This is a genomic window from Actinomadura sp. NPDC048955, assembly GCF_040649435.1.
Classification (GTDB): Bacteria; Actinomycetota; Actinomycetes; order Streptosporangiales; family Streptosporangiaceae; genus Spirillospora; species Spirillospora luteofluorescens.
In genome coordinates this window covers 16665-34635 of record NZ_JBEZJI010000051.1, presented here as the reverse complement: position 1 = coordinate 34635, position 17971 = coordinate 16665, and the positions used below count along the sequence as shown (strand labels likewise).

At 68.9% G+C, this 17971-nt stretch carries 14 protein-coding genes; 9 read left to right on the top strand and 5 right to left on the bottom strand.

Going from position 1 to position 17971, the window contains the following annotated elements:
- Positions 1–11: 11 nt before the first annotated feature.
- Entirely contained in the window at positions 12–806 is a 795-nt protein-coding gene (locus AB0C84_RS34635) for an IclR family transcriptional regulator (RefSeq protein WP_361074585.1), read from the top strand.
- Positions 807–944: 138 nt separating this feature from the next.
- Here AB0C84_RS34635 and AB0C84_RS34630 read toward each other — a convergent pair whose 3' ends face one another.
- Both AB0C84_RS34630 and AB0C84_RS34625 read right to left on the bottom strand, forming a co-directional pair.
- Positions 945–1625, bottom strand: a complete 681-nt coding sequence (locus tag AB0C84_RS34630; protein ID WP_179848377.1) for a hypothetical protein — start codon at positions 1623–1625, stop codon at positions 945–947.
- Between the two features lie 746 nt (positions 1626–2371).
- Positions 2372–2869 (bottom strand): hypothetical protein, encoded by a 498-nt coding sequence (locus tag AB0C84_RS34625; protein ID WP_179848376.1) that lies wholly within the window; start codon positions 2867–2869, stop codon positions 2372–2374.
- Positions 2870–3295: 426 nt separating this feature from the next.
- On the opposite strand from AB0C84_RS34625, the gene AB0C84_RS34620 reads away from it, so the two are divergent.
- Positions 3296–4390, top strand: a complete 1095-nt coding sequence (locus AB0C84_RS34620; protein WP_361074582.1) for a winged helix DNA-binding domain-containing protein — start codon at positions 3296–3298, stop codon at positions 4388–4390.
- A 226-nt stretch (positions 4391–4616) separates the two neighbouring features.
- Here the strand turns inward: AB0C84_RS34620 and AB0C84_RS34615 are convergent, their stop codons facing one another.
- Positions 4617–4886, bottom strand: coding sequence for a hypothetical protein (locus tag AB0C84_RS34615; RefSeq protein ID WP_361074580.1), 270 nt, complete (start codon positions 4884–4886; stop codon positions 4617–4619).
- A 283-nt stretch (positions 4887–5169) separates the two neighbouring features.
- On the opposite strand from AB0C84_RS34615, the gene AB0C84_RS34610 reads away from it, so the two are divergent.
- Entirely contained in the window at positions 5170–6525 is a 1356-nt protein-coding gene (locus AB0C84_RS34610) for a DUF2786 domain-containing protein (RefSeq protein WP_361074578.1), read from the top strand.
- A gap of 83 nt (positions 6526–6608) precedes the next feature.
- On the opposite strand, the gene AB0C84_RS34605 is transcribed toward AB0C84_RS34610, so the two are convergent.
- The gene (locus tag AB0C84_RS34605) at positions 6609–6821 is read right to left on the bottom strand and encodes a helix-turn-helix domain-containing protein (protein ID WP_021594883.1); all 213 of its coding nucleotides are present in this window, start codon (positions 6819–6821) and stop codon (positions 6609–6611) included.
- A gap of 409 nt (positions 6822–7230) precedes the next feature.
- Between AB0C84_RS34605 and AB0C84_RS34600 the strand changes: the two genes are divergently transcribed.
- Both AB0C84_RS34600 and AB0C84_RS34595 read left to right on the top strand, forming a co-directional pair.
- On the top strand, positions 7231–8190 hold the full coding sequence (locus tag AB0C84_RS34600; RefSeq protein ID WP_361074576.1) for a hypothetical protein: 960 nt from the start codon (positions 7231–7233) through the stop codon (positions 8188–8190).
- Positions 8191–10978: 2788 nt separating this feature from the next.
- Complete coding sequence (locus AB0C84_RS34595) at positions 10979–11782, top strand: hypothetical protein (RefSeq protein WP_361074574.1); 804 nt, start codon at positions 10979–10981, stop codon at positions 11780–11782.
- A gap of 150 nt (positions 11783–11932) precedes the next feature.
- Here AB0C84_RS34595 and AB0C84_RS34590 read toward each other — a convergent pair whose 3' ends face one another.
- On the bottom strand, positions 11933–12781 hold the full coding sequence (locus AB0C84_RS34590; protein WP_361074572.1) for a hypothetical protein: 849 nt from the start codon (positions 12779–12781) through the stop codon (positions 11933–11935).
- Positions 12782–12840: 59 nt separating this feature from the next.
- Between AB0C84_RS34590 and AB0C84_RS34585 the strand changes: the two genes are divergently transcribed.
- The 4 genes from AB0C84_RS34585 to AB0C84_RS34570 all read left to right on the top strand — a co-directional run bounded on the left by AB0C84_RS34585 (position 12841) and on the right by AB0C84_RS34570 (position 17858).
- Complete coding sequence (locus AB0C84_RS34585; protein WP_361074569.1) at positions 12841–13779, top strand: aldo/keto reductase; 939 nt, start codon at positions 12841–12843, stop codon at positions 13777–13779.
- Positions 13780–13848: 69 nt separating this feature from the next.
- Positions 13849–14751, top strand: coding sequence for a serine/threonine-protein kinase (locus AB0C84_RS34580; RefSeq protein ID WP_361074642.1), 903 nt, complete (start codon positions 13849–13851; stop codon positions 14749–14751).
- A gap of 452 nt (positions 14752–15203) precedes the next feature.
- Positions 15204–16487 (top strand): citrate synthase, encoded by a 1284-nt coding sequence (locus tag AB0C84_RS34575; RefSeq protein ID WP_179848367.1) that lies wholly within the window; start codon positions 15204–15206, stop codon positions 16485–16487.
- A gap of 147 nt (positions 16488–16634) precedes the next feature.
- Positions 16635–17858, top strand: coding sequence for a cytochrome P450 (locus tag AB0C84_RS34570; RefSeq protein WP_361074567.1), 1224 nt, complete (start codon positions 16635–16637; stop codon positions 17856–17858).
- Positions 17859–17971: the final 113 nt, after the last annotated feature.

Below are 17971 nucleotides of genomic sequence, written 5' to 3'. Positions count from 1 at the left end.
ACCATCGGGGCATGGACGTGCGGGCGACGGGCGGGGAGCCGCCACGATCGGTGCTGGCGCGCGGGCTCAGCCTGCTGGACGCCTTCGGCTCCGCCGACACCGAGCTGAACCTGACCGAGCTGGCGGCCCGCACCGGGCTGCCGAAGCCGACGGCGCACCGGCTGCTGGGCGAACTCGTCCGGTGGGGCGGGGTCGAGCGCACCGCGTCCGGCTACCGGCTGAGCATGCGGCTGTTCGTCCTCGGACAGCGGGCGCCCCGCCCGCGCGGGCTCCGCGAGGCCGCGCTGCCCTACCTGGAGGACCTGTACGAGGCGACCCACGAGAACATCCACCTGGCCGTCCTGGACGGCACGGACACGCTCTTTTTGGAGAAGGTGACCGGGCGCCGGTCGATGCCGATCGTGTCCCGGGTGGGCGGGCGGCTTCCCGCGTACTGCACCGCGACCGGGAAGCTGTTCCTCGCGCTCGGGCCGCCGGGGCGGCTGGAGCGGGTGCTCTCGGCCGGGCTCGTCCACTACACCCCGCACACGATCGTCATGCCGGGGCTCCTGCAGCGGGAACTGGCCCGCACCGCCGACCGCGGCTACGCCGTCAACCGGGAGGAGTCCGAGGCCGGGGTATCCGCCGTGGCGGCGCCCGTCCTCGACCACCGGGGGCGGGTGATCGCCGCGATCTCCATCACCGGCAACGTGTGCCGTCTGGACCTGGACCGGCTCGCCCCGGCCGTGCGGACCGCGGCGCGGGCGCTCTCGCGGGAGCTGGCCCGCGAGAGCGCGGGCGCGCTGAAAATGGGGATTCCCCGGTGATCTTTCGATACCGGGGAATCCCCGTTTTCCATGCACCGGCAGCCCTGCGCCGGGTCTAGGAGAGGCCTTACGGACCGGGGGTGCGCGGGCTCACATTCGCGCTGTGAGCCGTTTCACGAATGGTCCGGCGGCCTCATGTCATGAGCCGAAAGGCTGGGGCATGCCCTTCTTCCCGGCGCCGGAGCCCCAGGACAGGACCTCCCACTTGACGCCGTTCAGGTGACCCTCGCCGGTGCCGGCGTTGTACTTGCTGCTCGGCTTCTTGCCGTCCAGCAGGTACCGGAAGGTGTAGGTGTCGAGGTCGAGCATGACGCCGCGGTGCGACGGCTCGCCCGGCCCGCGGTCGCCGACGAAGCCGGTGATGCTGCGGCCCTTGTAGGTGACCTTCACCTTGGTGTGCATGGGCCAGCTCGGGCTGGCGAACAGGCCCTTCTGCATCGGCTTGCCGCCGGCGGGGGCGCCGGTGTCGCCGTTCACGCCGGACCCGTCGTCCCAGAAGTAGGACGCCTTCGTCTTGCCGCTGAGCAGGGCCTTCGGGCCCTTCTTCACGGGCTTGGCGGTCTTCTTGGGCGCGGCCTTCGCGTCGGCCTTGGCCTCGGGCTTCGCGGGGGCCTTCGGCGCGGTGAACCCGCCCAGGGCTCCCTTGTCTGCGAGCCGTTCGGGGGACTTGTTCTCCTGCGCGGCCACGGCCTGCTGCGGCAGGAACTGCTTCTTGGGAGCGGAGTCATCGCTCGCGGCGGCGACACCGGCCACCATCATGCCCGCGAGGGCGGTGCCGGTGACGCCGGTCAGGATGACGTTGATCGCTCGCTGCTGCATGGGGATCCTTCGTTCGGGGTACAGGGCTGCCGCTCCGCACGGAAGGACACGCAGGTCACGCGCCTGTTCCGGGCAGGGGTGAGCGGCTCCGAGACTCGAGACTCGGGAGATGCCGCCGCGAGGGAGACCCGCTTTGGAACGATCCACGGGCATGGTGGACCGCGCCCGCGCCGAACCGCGCACGACCGGTCTCGGACGTGCGTGATGACACGGGCTTGGGTGAAGCGGGAAGGATGCCGACCGGGGGCTCACGGGCCCAGCACGGTGCGCGGCCGCTGCATGGTACGGCTGCGTTCGGCGAAAGGATCCCGCCTGGCGGGCGGGAAGCGGCGGTTATGCGATTGGCCGGGTCAACGGTTCTTTGACCCTGACCTGGGGATGACTATATACGGCATTACCGTGCTGTCGCCAAACGGGGGATTTCTTTACCTTTGGGAAGGTAGATCTTTTATCCCGGAAGTAGTCCGGAACGCCTTTCCCACAGGGCCTGAGGGCCTCTCGCGAGTGCCGTGCCCGGCCCAAAAAGGATCTTCACTCCGACGGCCTTGGCTCCGACGGCGCCCGCTGCGCGGGCACGGGAACGGCCCGGAGCGCATGGGCGCTGGAGATGGGTGTCCGCGCACCCTGGACCCGTCACAGCGTAGGGGTGACCGCGGAAAGGGGGCGGCCCGCATGGTCGGGCCGCGCGACGCAGCCGCAAACCCGCACGGCCATAGGCCGCGCGGGGGGAACGTCGTCGTCTGCCGTCAGTGCGTCGGGTAGACCGAGGGCACGAGCGGCGTCGGGCCGGTACCGCCGGTGAACACGGCGGGACTGGGCTGCGGAGGGATGTAAGGAGCCTCCGCGTAGGGCGAGTCCACATAGGTGGTCTCTGTGTAAGGGTTCTCCGTGTACAGAGGCTGCTGCCCGTAGGCAGGCTCCCCGTAGGGCAGGCCCGCCACGACGGGGCCCTGCGCCGCCGGGACGGCCTGAGCCACGGGCGGCGGAACGGGCGGCGGAACGTGCGATCCGTCCGCCCGGCGCTGCTCCGCCGCCGCGCCGCGGCGCTCGGCCAGCACGGCCATGAGCGCGCGGGCCGTCTCGGCGTCCATCCTCAGCAGGACGCTCGGCATCCCGGTCTGATCGACGAACGGGGATACCGAGGGCGGGGTCGGCGCCTGCGGGAGAGCCGCCCGCATCTCCTCGCGGAGATCCTGGGCAAGCCGCAGCGCCTGTCGGTCACTGTCGTTCAAGTGTGCGGTCATCGCGATCTCCGGGGAGTTCACGTGCGGGGGTCCGGGGCAATCCTGCTAGGGATGGCGTGCAGGTGCAAGAGCTGATGCACGTGCATTTCAAGAAAAATCCTTCCGTAACCCCCGCCCCGGTCGATCGTTCTCGATCACGCCGCGTCGCGGCCGCGGGCGGCCGGAACGGCTTGACCAGCACGGATCCGCATGATCGACCCGCTCCCTCTGGCGGATGACCACAGACGGTGTGCACGGTGCGTGCTCGTCCGGCCACTCAGGCGCCGTCCGGATCTCAGGAAAAAGCGGCACCCCGGTCACGGAAGAGAGACCTGGATCACACCGAGCGCCGGTCGACCCGCCGGTGCGGGCTGCGACATGGCGCCGCTGTGCTCACGCTTGGCTGCGGCCCTGCGTGCGCCATGCCATGGAAGGCATCCTGGACGAATGACAGAGACCCTGAGCGTCCAGGCCCTCAACAGGGCCACGCTGGCACGGCAGATGCTCCTCTCACGGGAGCCGATCCCCGCCGTTGAGGCGGTCGGACGGCTGTGCGGGATGCAGGCCCAGGAGCCCAAGCCGCCATACCTGGGGCTGTGGACGCGCCTCGAAGGGTTCCAGGTATCCGACCTGAACGCCGCCCTGCACGACCGGGCGCTGGTGCGCGCCACGATGATGCGCGCCACGCTGCACCTGGTGACGAGCGCCGACTACACGGCCTTCCGTACGGCGATGCAGCCGATGCTGGACGGCGGGCTGCGGGTGCTGGGCGACCGCGCCAAAGGGCTCGATCTGGAGAAGGTCGTCCCCGCCGCGCGTTCTCTCCTGGAGAGAGAACCACTGACGTTCAACGAGATACGCGCTCAGCTCCAGGAGCAGTTCCCGGAAGTCAACGACCGTGCCCTCGGCTATGCCGTCCGGCTGTGCGTACCGCTGGTCATGCTGCCCACCGAGGACAGGTGGGGCTTTCCGCGCACGTCGCGCTTCGCGCTGGCCGACTCGTGGCTGGAATCGGGACCGAACGCCGACGACGCCATCGACGAACTGATGCTCCGCTACCTCGCCGCCTACGGGCCGGCGTCCGCCGCAGACGCGCAGACGTGGTCCGGGCTGTCTTCGACCGGTGAGGCCCTGGAACGCCTTCGCCCAGATCTGCGCACCTTCATGGATGACCAGGGCCGGGAGCTGTTCGACGTACCGGACGCACCGCGCCCCAATGAGTACGTCCCCGCGCCCGCTCGGTTCCTGCCCGAGTTCGACAGCCTCGTCCTCGCCCACACCGACCGCAGGCGCGTCATCGCCGACGCCCACCGCCCTATGCTCACGACCAAGAACCTGCGCGTCCGCAGCGTCTTCCTCTGGGACGGGTTCGCGCACGGCATCTGGGAGACGGAGTACAAGCGCAAGGTCGCGACGCTCAGGTTGCGCCCGTTCGAGACTCTTCCCCAGACGGCGGTCGACGAGCTGAGGGCCGAAGGCGAAGCGATGCTGCGCTTCATTGAGCCGGACGCCAAGGAAACCGTCGTCACCGTCGAGGAATGACGAGGCCGCCTTCGGCCGCGCATACGACAGCCCCCGGACGCCGGCCCGGGGGCTCTCGGAGAGAGACTGGCGCTAGCCCGTGTCTCAAAGTCCCGGCTCGCTACGTGACTGGGACCGGGCGAACGCGGCATCGCTTCGCGATCTGCCCGGCGTCGATCGCCTCCGGCTTCGCTCCACCGGCCAGCTCACGCGTTCGCGCGTGGCCGAGTCCACTTCGAGACGGGCGCTAGCCGACGCCGCCCTCCCCGCGCATCTCCTCGACGACGACGCTCTGGTAGGCGCGGGAGGTGTCCGGGACGTAGCTCAGCCGCGCCAGCGCCTTGCCGTCATGGTCCCTGATCTCGAAGTGGTAGCCCTCTCCTGCCTCGCCCAAGTGCGCCGCGGCCTGGTCGTGCCTGAGCCGGCACATGGTGTCGACCTTCTCCAGTGCGACCTTCAGGCTCCCCGCATCGCTGATGAGCCGCGCGGGCTCACTCGTCTCCCAGATCTCGAACATCAGTCGTGTCCTGTCGGCGGTCGGTCGGAAGGAACGGGCGGGGCATTCCAGACGTCTGGGACAGCTTGCGCCTCTCTCGTGGATCTTTCAATCAACCTAGATATCGGATTGATCACTATTCGAAGTTGTCCACGCTCATAGTGTCATGTCCGCATGTGACGGCGGTCCACCCGCCGCCGTCCAAGTCCGGTTCTGTCCGGTCGTCCGTTCCAGGCACCGGCCACCCCGTCACCGCCGGATGGGAGGATCGTCAACCGAGCGACGTCGGACGGCAGGAGGGGCGGTGCGGAACACCTGGCGGCGCGGCCGGACGTCCGAGACAGCGGCCGCCCTCACGGCGGACGAGGCGGTGCGAGCGCTCGCCCGCGGCGAGAGCACCACGTTCCAGCGGCTCGTGGGCGAACTGACCAGCCGTCCCGACACCCCCGGCTGGACGGTCGCCGCCGACCACTGCCTCGCCGACCGGCTGCGGCGCGGGATCACCTCAGCCTGGCAGCGCGGCTGGCAGCCGGCCGACCTGGTGCGCTTCACGACTCGCCGGCACACGCCCCGCCACGCGCGCCTGTCCACCGACGCGATCGCCGACGAGATGCGCCTCTACTCCCCCGGCACCGTCAGCGACCGCTGGCACGAACAGTTGGCCGCCCTCCAGGCCGATGTGTGGTGGCCGGACGACGGCCCCCACCCGTCCCACTGGTGCCGTCGAGAAGGCGTCGACCGCGCGGTCTACGTCACGTGCGCCATCGAACTCATACATCTCCTGGAGACCCTCCCGAAGCTTCCTCCCGTCACTCAGCCCCCGGGGGCAGGCAAGCCTGGCGGGTCAGAGGCAGGCAGGTCGGGCAGAAACGCCGATACAGACGAGAACTCCACGAGGAGGCCCCGTCCCGGCCGGGATACGCCCAGTGGCTCCCAGGGAGAGGGCAGACGCGCGGAGGCCGACCAGCGGATCCTGGGACGCGTCCGCGCGCTTCTGGCCAAGGCCGAGTCGACCGAGTTCCCCGAAGAGGCGGAGGCGCTCAGCGCGCGCGCCCAGGAGTTGATGGCACGCCACAGCATCGACCAGGCGCTGCTCGCCGCACAGACAGGCGACATGGGCGGCCCCGACGGGCGCCGCATCGCGGTCGACAGTCCTTACGACGCGCCCAAGGCGGTCCTGCTGACGGTGGTGGCCGAGGCCAATCACTGCCGCGCGATCTGGCATCGGGAGCTGGGGTTCTCCACCGTCCTCGGGTTCCCGGCCGATCTGGCCGCGGTGGAGATTCTCTTCACGTCCCTGCTGGTGCAGGGGACGTCCGCCATGGTGCACGCCGGCCCCAGGCGCGACGCGCGCGGACGGTCACGGACGCGTTCGTTCCGCCATGCGTTCCTCAACGCCTACGCCGTCCGCATCGGGGAGCGGCTGCGGGGAGCGGCGGACAGGGCGGCCGCGGACGCCGGCGGGAAGGATCTGCTTCCCGTGCTGGCGGCGCGCGACCAGGCCGTCGACCGGGCCGTCGACACCATGTTCCCCAACCTCGCCAAGGGGCGGGCGGGTTCGGTCTCCAACTATGAGGGCTGGGTGGCCGGGCGGGCGGCCGCCGACCTCGCCAGCCTGAACGGGCGCTCCGAGGTCACCGGGGCGTTCCGCGGTCCGTAGCGCACGGGGTCCCCCCGGGGGGCGAGGGGGACGTCCGGCCATGTGTTCTCTTCTTCCTTGTCTCGCGGATGATCGGGAGCGAGTCAGTCCTTCTTGCGCCGGGTGTTGCCGCCCCGGCCGCGCAGCGGCACTCCCGCCTCCTTCAGGACGTTGTAGATGAACCCGTACGACCGGCCGGTCTCGGCGGCCAGGTCGCGGATGCTCTCGCCGGCGGCGTACCGCGGAGCGAGTTCGGCGGCGAGCCTGGTGCGTTCGGCACCGGTGACGCGGGTGCCCCTCGACAGTGTTCGAGCCACGGGGACCTCCTGATTCCGAGGCTGGGCGGCGGGGCCCGTCCCCGCAGCTCACAGCAGTGTTGATCTCCCCAACGTACACATTCCCCCTGATTGCGCCGTCGATGCCGCGCGAATCACCGCGAATTCGGCCGAAGCTGGTCTTTTCCATGGCGAACGGCGTGTCGTAGCTAGACAGACGTGTCTGTCACCGCCGCCTCTCGGCCGATCCGCCGGATCACCCGCTCCGGTGGCCCCAAGACCGGAACCACGCCTCCCCCATGAGCCCGACCGGACTCCCCACCCCGAACGGCCCCGGATTTCACAGCCGCCCTAGACGGCGTCCCGGTTATCCACAGAACCTCGTTCTACTGCCCCTCGCTCGGGCGGCCCCGCATGCTGGGCGCGTCCCGACAGACGAGGAGGAGTCCCCATGGCCACGATCACGTTCCCGGTCCCGTCCACCACCACCTCACGGTTCGCCGTGGCCGCCACCAACATCCCCGACAGCCCCGCCACCCTCCTCAGAACCGCGGAGGGCCCCTACCTCGCCCACATCGCCGGACGCCTCGGCACGCGCCAACTCCAGATCGCCCGCGAAGACCTCACCTCTCTCCGCTGGGACCCAGGGCAGATCGAGGCGGCCCGACCGGACGACCGGCAGCTCGCACGAGCCTTCAACGACGCCGAGCAGTTCGCCGTCGTCACCGCGTTCACCCCGGTCACCGACCAGCCCAGAGCGGCTCAGGTGGCCCGCGCCGCCGCGTACGCCATAGCCGAGGCCACCGGAGGGATAGCCGCCGACCTGGTCACGGGCCACGTCCTGACGCCGTCCACCCAGGAGAGGACGCGCTTCGTCCTCGCCGACCGATGGCTGGGCGACGTCCTGCCACCGTTCCGCGCCAACGGCCGCTGCACCGCCGCCGACCCCGCCGTGGACCCGGAAGGCGTCAACGGCTGCGCCTGCCTCCGGCTGCGCACCCGCGGCCTGCGCCGCTTCGGCCTACCCGAACTCCAGATCACCGACGTCGCCTGCCCGCACGACCTCACCGCCCTCAACGTCCTGCGCACCACCGCCCGCCACCTCCTGACCGACCACTGGACCTGGCTGGCCACCGGCCCGGCCGTCCGAGACCGAACGATCCCCGACGTCCTCGACCTGACCCAGAGCGACTTCAACGACTTCTGGGGCACCACCCGCCGCGTCCCCCTGACTCCGCCCTCCCCCTTCCAGGTCCACCTCTCCCCACTGACCTCCCGCCTCATCACGGTCGGCCCACCCGGCCACTTCGAAGGCACGATCAACGACTGGCTCTGGGGCGACACCCTCCCGCTGGGCCCCCACGACACCCAAGAAACCCCCGCATCCCACCCCCTCCCGACAGCCGCCTAAGCCCGACCCCAAACAAGCCACCACCACCCACCAAGCACCCCCAAAGCGAGAACCTGTTCTACAAGTGATCGCGGGCCCTCCCGTTGCGGCACCGAAGACGCAGCGAGGTCTCCGACGGGCGCTTCTTCAACCAAGAAGCCCAACCCCCCGTAGACCTCCTGACCGCCCAGGCCCTGTCCCAAAGCGGCCTCGACCACACACGAGAAACGCACACCCCGCCCAGCACAGCGACCCCGGAGGCAAGCAAACCCATCCAGATCACGAACCAACGCCGCATCACCCAGCCCCGCCCACACAGCAAGCCACCAAACGAACGACCACCGGGCCTTCGAACCACGGCCTAGGGGGTGACGAGCCGGTTCGACCTGAAGGCATGTGGGCTGTGCTGGAGCCGCTACCCCCGACCCACAGGCCACCAGCGGCGTCCGCCGGAAGGGAGCGGCCGGCAGTTCAGAGTCGGCATCAAAGGCCAGGGGCAGTCTGCAACGGGACGTGCCCGCGCAGCACGGGGCCCTGGCAGACCGTGTACGGACTGTTCCGCCGATGGCAGCGCGACGGCACCAGGGGGCGCGTCTTGCCCCACCCTCCAGACCCGGCGGACGCGGCGAGGCTGATCACCTGGGATCTGAACGTGGACTCCACCGTCGCGCAAGCCCAACCCGCAGCGTAGGACAGCATCGCGATCCCTACGCACTCCACGGGCAGATGCCCCCACACAGAAGATCCGCAAGTCCGAACTCACCCCACACCTCGACGCCGACCGCGGAGCCACCCTTCGCGCCGGACGCGGGCCGTGGCCTGATTGGCGCCGCCTATGCGCGCGCGGCGCGACGCCGGCACGTGAAGCACACGCCCCAGCCAATGAGCAAGGAAGACCTGGACGCAACGGACGACCAGGGCCTGTCTCGAAGTGACCTCGGCCACGCGCGCGAACGAGCGACCGGACCGACACCGCGAAGCCGGAGGCGAGCGAAACCGTCCAGACCGCGAAGCGACGCCGCGTTCACCCAGGCCCGCTCACGCAGCAGGCCTGGGCGAACAAAGCGCACCGCTAGGCGAACGAGGCTGACCGCCAAGCGAACGAAGCGCGCACACCCGTCGTCACCGGTGAGGAGGGCGGCACCGAAATCGGCACCCTGTTCGTCAACGGGGGGGTCGGCACGCTCGATAAGGAGACCCTCGACGAGGTCATGGACGTCCTGGACGGAGGCGGTCAGGCGAACAACGTGGGCGGTCTCAGACGAACAACGCGCACCCCGCCAGATGAACGACGTGCGCCGTCAGGCGAACGACATGCGCCGAGACTTTGGAACATGGCTAGGGCGACATCGGCCGACTTCGCAAAGGCGCCCTGCGGCTCGCTGCGCGATCAGTTTCAGTGGGAGCGGCCCGCCGCGCTGCCTCAATCGCTGGTGCCGCAGTGATCCGATGATCGGAAGTTCCCGCACCGGCCCGGCCAGGAAGCCACGTGCGCATACTCGTCGCGCACAGCCCGGTCTGACACCGAGGGTCAGAACGAAGCCGATCTTGGATGCTTCACGATGCCCGGGCCTTTCTCTCGAGCGGTACCGGCGGCACTAGGTCGGGATTCCTCGCTGAGACGCGCGGAGGCTGTGACGGAAGCGCCTGACGATCACTTCAAGACAGGCGTCAGACCGGCGCGGTCCTCATCTCGCTGAAGTAGTGTGACCGGCCAGCCGAAACATCGCCCCCACCCCAGGCTCTCCACGAGTGGACGGCATGCTGCTCCGCGGGCAGCGGGCAGCTACGGGCTGCGCAAGGGGGGCGTCGGCTTCGTGAGTGGGAAAATCGAACAAAGCGCGGTACCAAGTCGATTCCGACAAGCCTGACTACGCCGTCAGTCCAGCCCGTGGAACGGGCGAATTTCGCGACTCCGCACTCGCCAGGAGCAACGACCACTCGCCTTGCCGGTCGGCTTAGGCGGGGCGAACATGCGGGCTGGTCCGGGCTTTAGTCGCAGTGACAGCGAGTGACAGTTTTGGGACCGGGTCGTCACTCGAGCATGCCACTGCGGGGGGCTCCCCAAGTAGTCCGATCATGTGCTGATCATGCAGGTGTCATTGCTCGTGGATGTCTTATCACCGCTCCCCCTCATCCCGCATCCCTATGAATTCACGGGAAATTCGCGCGTGGGCCACCCCCGTCACCGCCCCGGGGAGACAGAGACCGACATTTCAGGATGATTTGGGATATGAGATCCATATCAGTCGCGGGCATCGCGGCGGCGGCACCGCCTGATCACGAGAGCCGACTGTGGCTAATGTTCAACGCTCTGTAGCCAAAGTGGCTACGATCGGCATTCACACGGTGACCGACGCGATCCCCCGGGGCGAAGATGAACCGTTTCCTGGCACATCCCAGACTCGCCGTCGCCTTCGGCGAATGGCTCCGCTGCACCTGCGGGTTCCTGGGGTGCACGGCCATGGCCGGAGCCATCAGTATCGGCGCGGCGGCTCCGTCCAACGCGGCCGCCGGAACCGATCCTGAACCGCGCAATCACGTCCCGCCCGCCTGTCGCCATGCTGTCGGTGACCGGTACGCCGCGCATAAATGCAAGGAGGCATGGGTGGCGATGTACGAGAGGTCTCGGAGACGTTCGGGACGCGGCCGAGATTTTCCTCGCTGGAGCGACCGGCACGACCGGAGGCCCAAGAAGGAACACAAGGTTCCATCGCCGCATCCGCTTCAGGACCCGGCACCCCGTCCAGCCACGCCGCGTCGGCCGAGAGGCGCGCCACCGTCTCCCAGTCCCTCCCAGAGCACCCCCTTGCGCACATCCGCGGCGCCCACTCCCGTACGAGCACGCGAGCAGGCTGACGAACTCGAATCACGTCCTTCCTCGCTGCAGCCGGTCCTGCTTCTCGGCCTACTGCTTCCCGCCGCAGCGGCGATGTGCTACCCGTTCCGGCATCGCATCTACACCGCCGCCGCCGGCCTGTCCCCCGTCCCCGCGCCCAACGCTCAGGCCCCACAGCCCGCACGATTCACCTACCGACCCGTACTCGACCCGTTCGCCACGCCGGCCGCGGGCCTCAAAGGTCCGGGCGCCGCGTCCACCGCGCGCGTGCTGGCGTTGACCGCGCTCGACGTGCACGGTGACGACTCGCTGGTCGTCGTTCCTCGGCCCGACGCCATCACCCTCTTCGGGCTTGCCGAGGACGAACTTCTCGACGACGCCCCGGCAGGGCTCTTCATCCCGGGGAACCTCGACGCGGCGCTCGCTTACCTGGAGACCGAGCTCTCCATCCGCGAGAAGGAGGGCACCACGCACGGACGTCGTCTTCTCCTGGTGGCCGACTGCGCTCAGGAGGCCAAGAGGATCACGGCGCTTCTCGCGCGTCACCCCGGCGCCGTGTTCGCGGTCCTGCTCGGCCAGTGGACGGGCGACCAGGCCACGATCGACGACGAGGGCCGAGTCGAGGCGCCTCCCGCCGTGGCGACCAACTTCCCTTCGCACCTCCCGGCGATGTCCCGGACGGAAGCTCGTGACCGTCTTCTGAAGGTTCTGGCCCGGCACAAGGCCACCCAAAAGCCACCGCCCCGCCGCCGCTCGACCCCGCGGCGCAGTTAACGAGCACGCCCCTCCTCGCGTGAACGTCCCGTTGTTGAGATTGCGCCGGACGAACGCACACGGGGAGCGCATCCAGGCTCCACCGGCGTCGTTGCATTGCGTCCAACCTGTCCGGGCGACCCGCTGCGGCGGGGACCCCGCGGGTGGGTCCTAGGGCGTGAAGTGTTCTTGTCTCGCTATATCGGCTCTGATCGTGATGAGGCTTCTCAGGGCGCGCCCCAAAGGTGCGGTGTCCGGGGGCTGGTCGGCGTCACGGTCCAGAAAGGCAGAGCAGCGCAGGATCCAGGCACGGACCACGTCTTCGACGCGGGTCTCGGACCGGCGCGTCCGGTCGAGGGCCAGGTTCCGTTGCTCCTCCTGTACGTGACGGGTCAGGCCCTCGTCCGCGCTCAGTGCCTGGACTTCGGCAAGCGCGTAGCGGCCGAGCCTGTCCGTTGCCAGACCGCGTTCACCGGCGATCCGGTCGAAGGTTCTGCGCGGCCAGCCGAGGATGGTCGCCGCTCCGCCGGCGTCGACGGTTTCGGTGAGCGGTCCCTTCCTGGCGGTGACCACGCAGCGCACGAAGTCGGGATCGATCTGGTCCAGGTCGCGGAGCAGGTAGACCGGAAATCCGCGGAAGGTGCTGATGACGTCGAGGTCGCCTTGGGCCACCAGGACCTCGACGTCCCCGCGCTCGACGTCGAGGCCCACCCGGGACGCCAGCCGGGCGGCGGCCTTTGCCGAGCCGATCGGGGGCTCGTCACCGAACCTGGCGACGATCTCCTCACCGCGGCCGCGGGCCTCCTCGGCGAGAGCGGCGGACCACCGGTCCCCCTCGAGGTCGGGTTTCGGGAGCAGCCCGTGCTCCACGCCGAGGCGCAACTGCCACCGGGCGAGACCGAGAAGGGTGGCGAGCTGGTGGGCACTGTGATCGGCGCGCGTCGTCTCAGGCATTGCCTGGCCTTTCTTGTCGTGTCGACGTGGACACGACTCAGCCTTGTGGGTGGATGCCGCCACCACGGCTAGAACGTGGTTCTGTGGATAAGGGCATCCGGACGTCTGCATGGAAGGCTGAGGGCATGGACGCGATACGTCGGCTCGGAGTCGGTCTTGCCGCGCTGGGGCGGCCGGCCTACATCAACGTGGGAAGCGCCGGGGAACTGCCGCCTGGGCGGACCGTGGGGGCGATGCGAGAGGCGACCTGGAGCGTCCTCGACGCCGCCTATGCGGCGGGCGTTCGATCGGTGGACACTGCGCGCTCCTACGGCCGGGCAGAGGAGTTCCTTGGGGGCTGGCTGGCAGCACGAGCTCCTGAAGGGGTCCGCGTGTCCAGCAAATGGGGCTACGCCTACGTCGGCGAGTGGAAGACCGATGCGAAGGTGCACGAGGTCAAGGAGCACAGCCTTGGCCGATTTCAGGCCCAGTATGAAGAGACGCGAAGTCTGTTGGGCGGGCACTTGGCCGTCTACCAGGTGCACTCGCTCACCGAGGAGAGTCCGCTTTTCCAGGACGTCCCCCTGCAGGAGGCTCTGGCTCAGCTGAGCTCTGATGGTGTTCGCGTCGGGTTTTCGACGTCGGGGCCACGGCAGGCAGAGACGATCAGGCGGGCCATGGGGTTGGAGGTGGCCGGACAGAGGCTGTTCAGCACGGTCCAGTCGACGTGGAACATCCTGGAGAGCTCTGCTGCGGGCGCGCTGTGCGAGGCCCATGACAACGGTCTGCATGTGCTGCTCAAGGAGGTGCTGGCCAACGGCAGGCTCGCTGTGCAGCCGCCCCAGGGGGTGCAAAACCTCGCGTCCAAGCACGAGGTGGGGCCGGACGCTTTGGCCCTGGCGGCGGCACTCGGCAACCCCTGGGCCGACACCGTGCTCATCGGCGCGGTCAGCCCGGCCCAGTTGCAGGCCAACCTCGCGGCGACGGATGTGCTCCTCGACGAGGGCGACTTGCAGGTACTGGCTCAACTGAACGTCCCGGCGGAACGCTACTGGGCCGAACGGGGCTCGCTCTCCTGGACCTGAGCGGTCGGACGAACCCTCGTGCCGTGGCACGATTTGAGCACGCCCCACCATGATCGGATATCCGTGTCCATGCAGCCCGAACCTCCCCAGATGATCGGCCCGTACCGCGTGGTCGCCCGGCTCGGTTCCGGTGGCATGGGCGAGGTCTTCCTTGGGGCGTCACCCAGCAGGCGGCTCGTCGCCGTGAAGGTCATCCGACCGGAACTGCTGGACGATCCCAGGTGGCGGGAACGGTTCCGCCGTGAGGTCACCTCGGCGCGCTCCGTGAGCGGCTTCTACACGGCGCCAGTCGTCGACGCCGATCCGGACGCCGCACAGCCCTGGCTCGCGACGCAGTACATCCGCGGCGTGAGTCTCTCCGAGGTGGTCCGGGAGAAGGGCCCGCTCCAGGAGCAGACGGCCTGCCGGCTGGGAGCCGGATTGGCGGAGGCGCTGATCGCGATCCACGGGGCGGGGATCGTCCACCGAGATCTGAAACCGTCCAACGTTCTGCTCGCCTCGGACGGGCCGCGGGTCATCGACTTCGGCATCGCCCGTCCTCTGGACGCGCTACCGCTCTCGCGCACGGAGATCCTGGGGACGCCCGCGTACATGTCGCCGGAACAGGCCCTCGGCGATCCCGTCCATCCGGAAAGTGACGTGTTCTCCCTCGGTTCGACGCTCGTCTTCGCGGCGACCGGCGCGGCACCGTTCGGCGGCGGGCACAAAGTTCGAGGACGGATCGTCTACGGCGAACCTGACCTCTCCCTCCTGCCGGACCCCATGTTGGGGCTCGTCACGCGCTGCCTGACGAAGGACCCAGGGGAACGTCCGACACCCGAACAGATCCTGGTCGCCCTGAGCACCCTGCTGGACGCGCATTACGGCGAGGAGTGGCCGCCCATGGACGTCGAGCAATTGATCGACGTCCAGGAACGAACACTGGTCGAGTTGACCGCAGAGCAGCCGACCTTGCATGAGCCGCACCAGTAGGGCCCCCGACCGATATGACCACTAGGTCATGGAAATGAGCGCTGAGATTCTTCTCACTTTCAAGGGGTTCAGCGGCACGGCGCAGCGCGGCCTCCGTGGCATCCTCTCCTGTCGCGCGAGATCATGAGGACGCTCCGCCGGTCGGTGAACGACCGTCGGGGCGGGTGGATTCTGGTCGGTCGCTGCCCGACCGTCCAGCTTTCTGCCCAGGCCAGCCGGACCAGGCGTTCCGGGCCGACTCGTCCCATTCCGATATACGGGCGAAAGGCTCGGGTCGCCGCGTCCGCGAGTACCGGCGGAGCGGGCATGACGAGGGGTGAAACGCCCGCGCGCCCGCCCTGCCGAACGGTCCGCCGTCAACGGGGACGGCCCGGATCAGCCCCTGTGATCACGTGGATACGATGAAACCGGAACGTCTACGCAGGTGTGGACGCAGTTGGGAGTGAGCGAGTATGTCGGATTTCGAGCTCGACCACGCGGGCGGCCGCATGCCTCTGGAGGTCAACGAGGCGACCGAGGGCCCCTCGGGGCTGGTCGTGGACAGCCTCCTCAAGGAGACGGGCCATGTCACGCTCGATCCGGGTTTCACCAACACGGCGTCCACCACGTCGGCCATCACCTACATCGACGGTGAGGCGGGAATCCTGCGCTACCGGGGCTACCCCATCGAGGAACTGGCGGAGAAATCGTCCTTCCTCGAAGTGGCCTACCTGCTGATCTACGGCGAACTCCCCACGGCCGACCAGCTGAGCGCGTTCACCGACAGCGTGCGCCACCACACGCTGCTGGACGAGAAGTTCCGCGCGTTCTTCTCCGCCTTCCCGCGCCGCGCGCACCCGATGGCCGTCCTGTCGTCCGCGGTCAGCGCCCTGTCGACGTTCTATCAGGACAGCCTCGACCCCTTCGACCCGGAGCAGGTCGACCGGTCGAGCATCCGGCTCATCGCGAAGCTCCCGACCATCGCGGCCTACGCATACAAGACGTCCAACGGCCAGCCGCTGCTCTACCCGGACAACTCCCTCGGGTACGTGGAGAACTTCCTGCGCATGATGTTCGGCCTGCCCACGCAGCCGTACGAGATCGACCCGGAGATCGCGCGCGTCCTGGACATGCTGTTCGTCCTGCACGCCGACCACGAGCAGAACTGCTCCACCTCCACCGTTCGGCTGGTGGGTTCCAGCCAGGCGAACCTGTTCTCCTCGGTGTCCGCGGGCGTCGACGCTTTGTTCGGCCCGCTGCACGGCGGCGCCAACCAGGCCGTCCTGGAGATGCTGGAGCGCATCCACGAGAACGGCGACAACATCGACTCTTTCGTCGAGCGCGTCAAGAAGAAGGAGCCGGGCGTCAAGCTCATGGGCTTCGGGCACCGGGTCTACCGCAACTACGACCCGCGCGCCGCCGTCGTGAAGAAGGCCACGGGCAAGGTCCTGGACGCCCTCGGCAAGTCCGACCCGCTTCTGGACCTGGCCATGCGCCTCGAAGAGGTCGCCCTCAGCGACGACTACTTCATCGAGCGCAAGCTGTACCCGAACGTGGACTTCTACACCGGCGTCATCTACAAGGCGATGGGGTTCCCGACGAACGCCTTCACCGTCCTGTTCGCCCTGGGCCGGCTGCCCGGCTGGATCGCCCAGTGGCGCGAGATGATGAACGACCCGGCCACGAAGATCGGTCGTCCGCGTCAGGTCTACGTGGGACCGGGCGAGCGCCACTTCGTGGAGCTTTCCGCCCGCTGACGGCGGGTTCCCGGGGTCCGTCCCCGGGACGGCGAGCGTCCGTGTGCGACGGGCGGGGCCCCACCCCGCCCGTCGCATGATCATCTTTTGGGGCGCCGCCGGGTTAGCCTGTGGGCGACGACTCCCCAGCGGAAGGCGCTCCCACCCATGCCCTCCATCGCCGAGAGCAGCCTCGTCAGCCTGGACTTCTGGTCGAAGCCGCAGGACGAACGCGACGAAATGTTCGCCTCACTACGAGCTGCGGACGGGCCGGTCTTCTGCCCCGTACCGGACGAGCCCGGGTTCTACGCGATCACCCGCTACGAGGACGTCGCCGAGGCCAGCCGGAACCCCCAGGTGTTCAGCTCGCAACCCACCGCGGTCAGCCTGGTCGACCCGCCCCCTCAGGTCGCCCCGTACAGCGGCTCCATGATCAGCATCGACGACCCCCGGCACGCGCGGCTCCGCCGGATCGTCTCCCGCTCGTTCACACCGCGCCTCGTCCAGCGGGTCACGGGGGACGTGACCGTCCTCGCCCGCCGCATCGTGGACGAGCTGACCGAACGCGGTCCATGCGACTTCGTCGAGCACGTTGCGATGCCGATGCCCCTGCAGATCATCTGCTCGATGATGGGCATCCCGGAATCCGCGTACGGCGACGTCATCGACGCGACGAACGTCATCATCGCCATCGGCGACCCCGACTACGTCAGCCCTGACGGCGACGACAGGACGGTGGTCCTCACCGAGAAGTTCTCGCTCCTGCACGCGCTCATGGCCGACCTCAGCCGGCTGCGACGTGAAACCCCCGCCGACGACCTCGTCACCGCGCTGACGCATGCGAACGTCGACGGGGAGGCCCTCGACGACCTCGACCTGGCCCGCTTCTTCTCGCTGCTGGTGGTGGCGGGCAACGAGACGACGCGCAACGCGCTGTCGCACGCCCTGACTCTGCTCACCGACAACCCTGGGCAGCGAGACGTCCTGCTGGCAGACCTGGACGTCCGGCTCCCGGCCGCCGTCGAGGAGATCGTCCGCTACTCCACCCCGGTGACGTGGATGCGCCGCACGCTGACCCGCGACCACGAACTGGGCGGCCACCCCTACCGCGCCGGCGACCGGGTGATCCTCTACTACAACTCGGCGAACAGGGACGAGAGCGTCTTCGAGGACGCGCGCGCGTTCGACGTCATGCGCTCACCCAACCCGCACTTCGGTTTCGGAGCCCCCGGTCCGCACTTCTGCCTCGGCGCGCACCTGGCCCGCCGCGAGATCACGGTGCTGCTCCGCGAGCTGTACACGCGGCTGCCGACCTTGCACGCCACCGCGCCGCCCGTCCGCCAGCGAACGAGCTTCATCAACGGGATCAAGTCCCTGGCCTGCGCCTTCTGACACCCACCGGAATGGCTTCTGCCGATCGCAGGTCCCGTCCGTTCCGTGACGCAGGCCGCGGTTATCCACAGAACCAGATTCTCCTCAGCCCGCCCGGCGGCCTCCTCGATGCT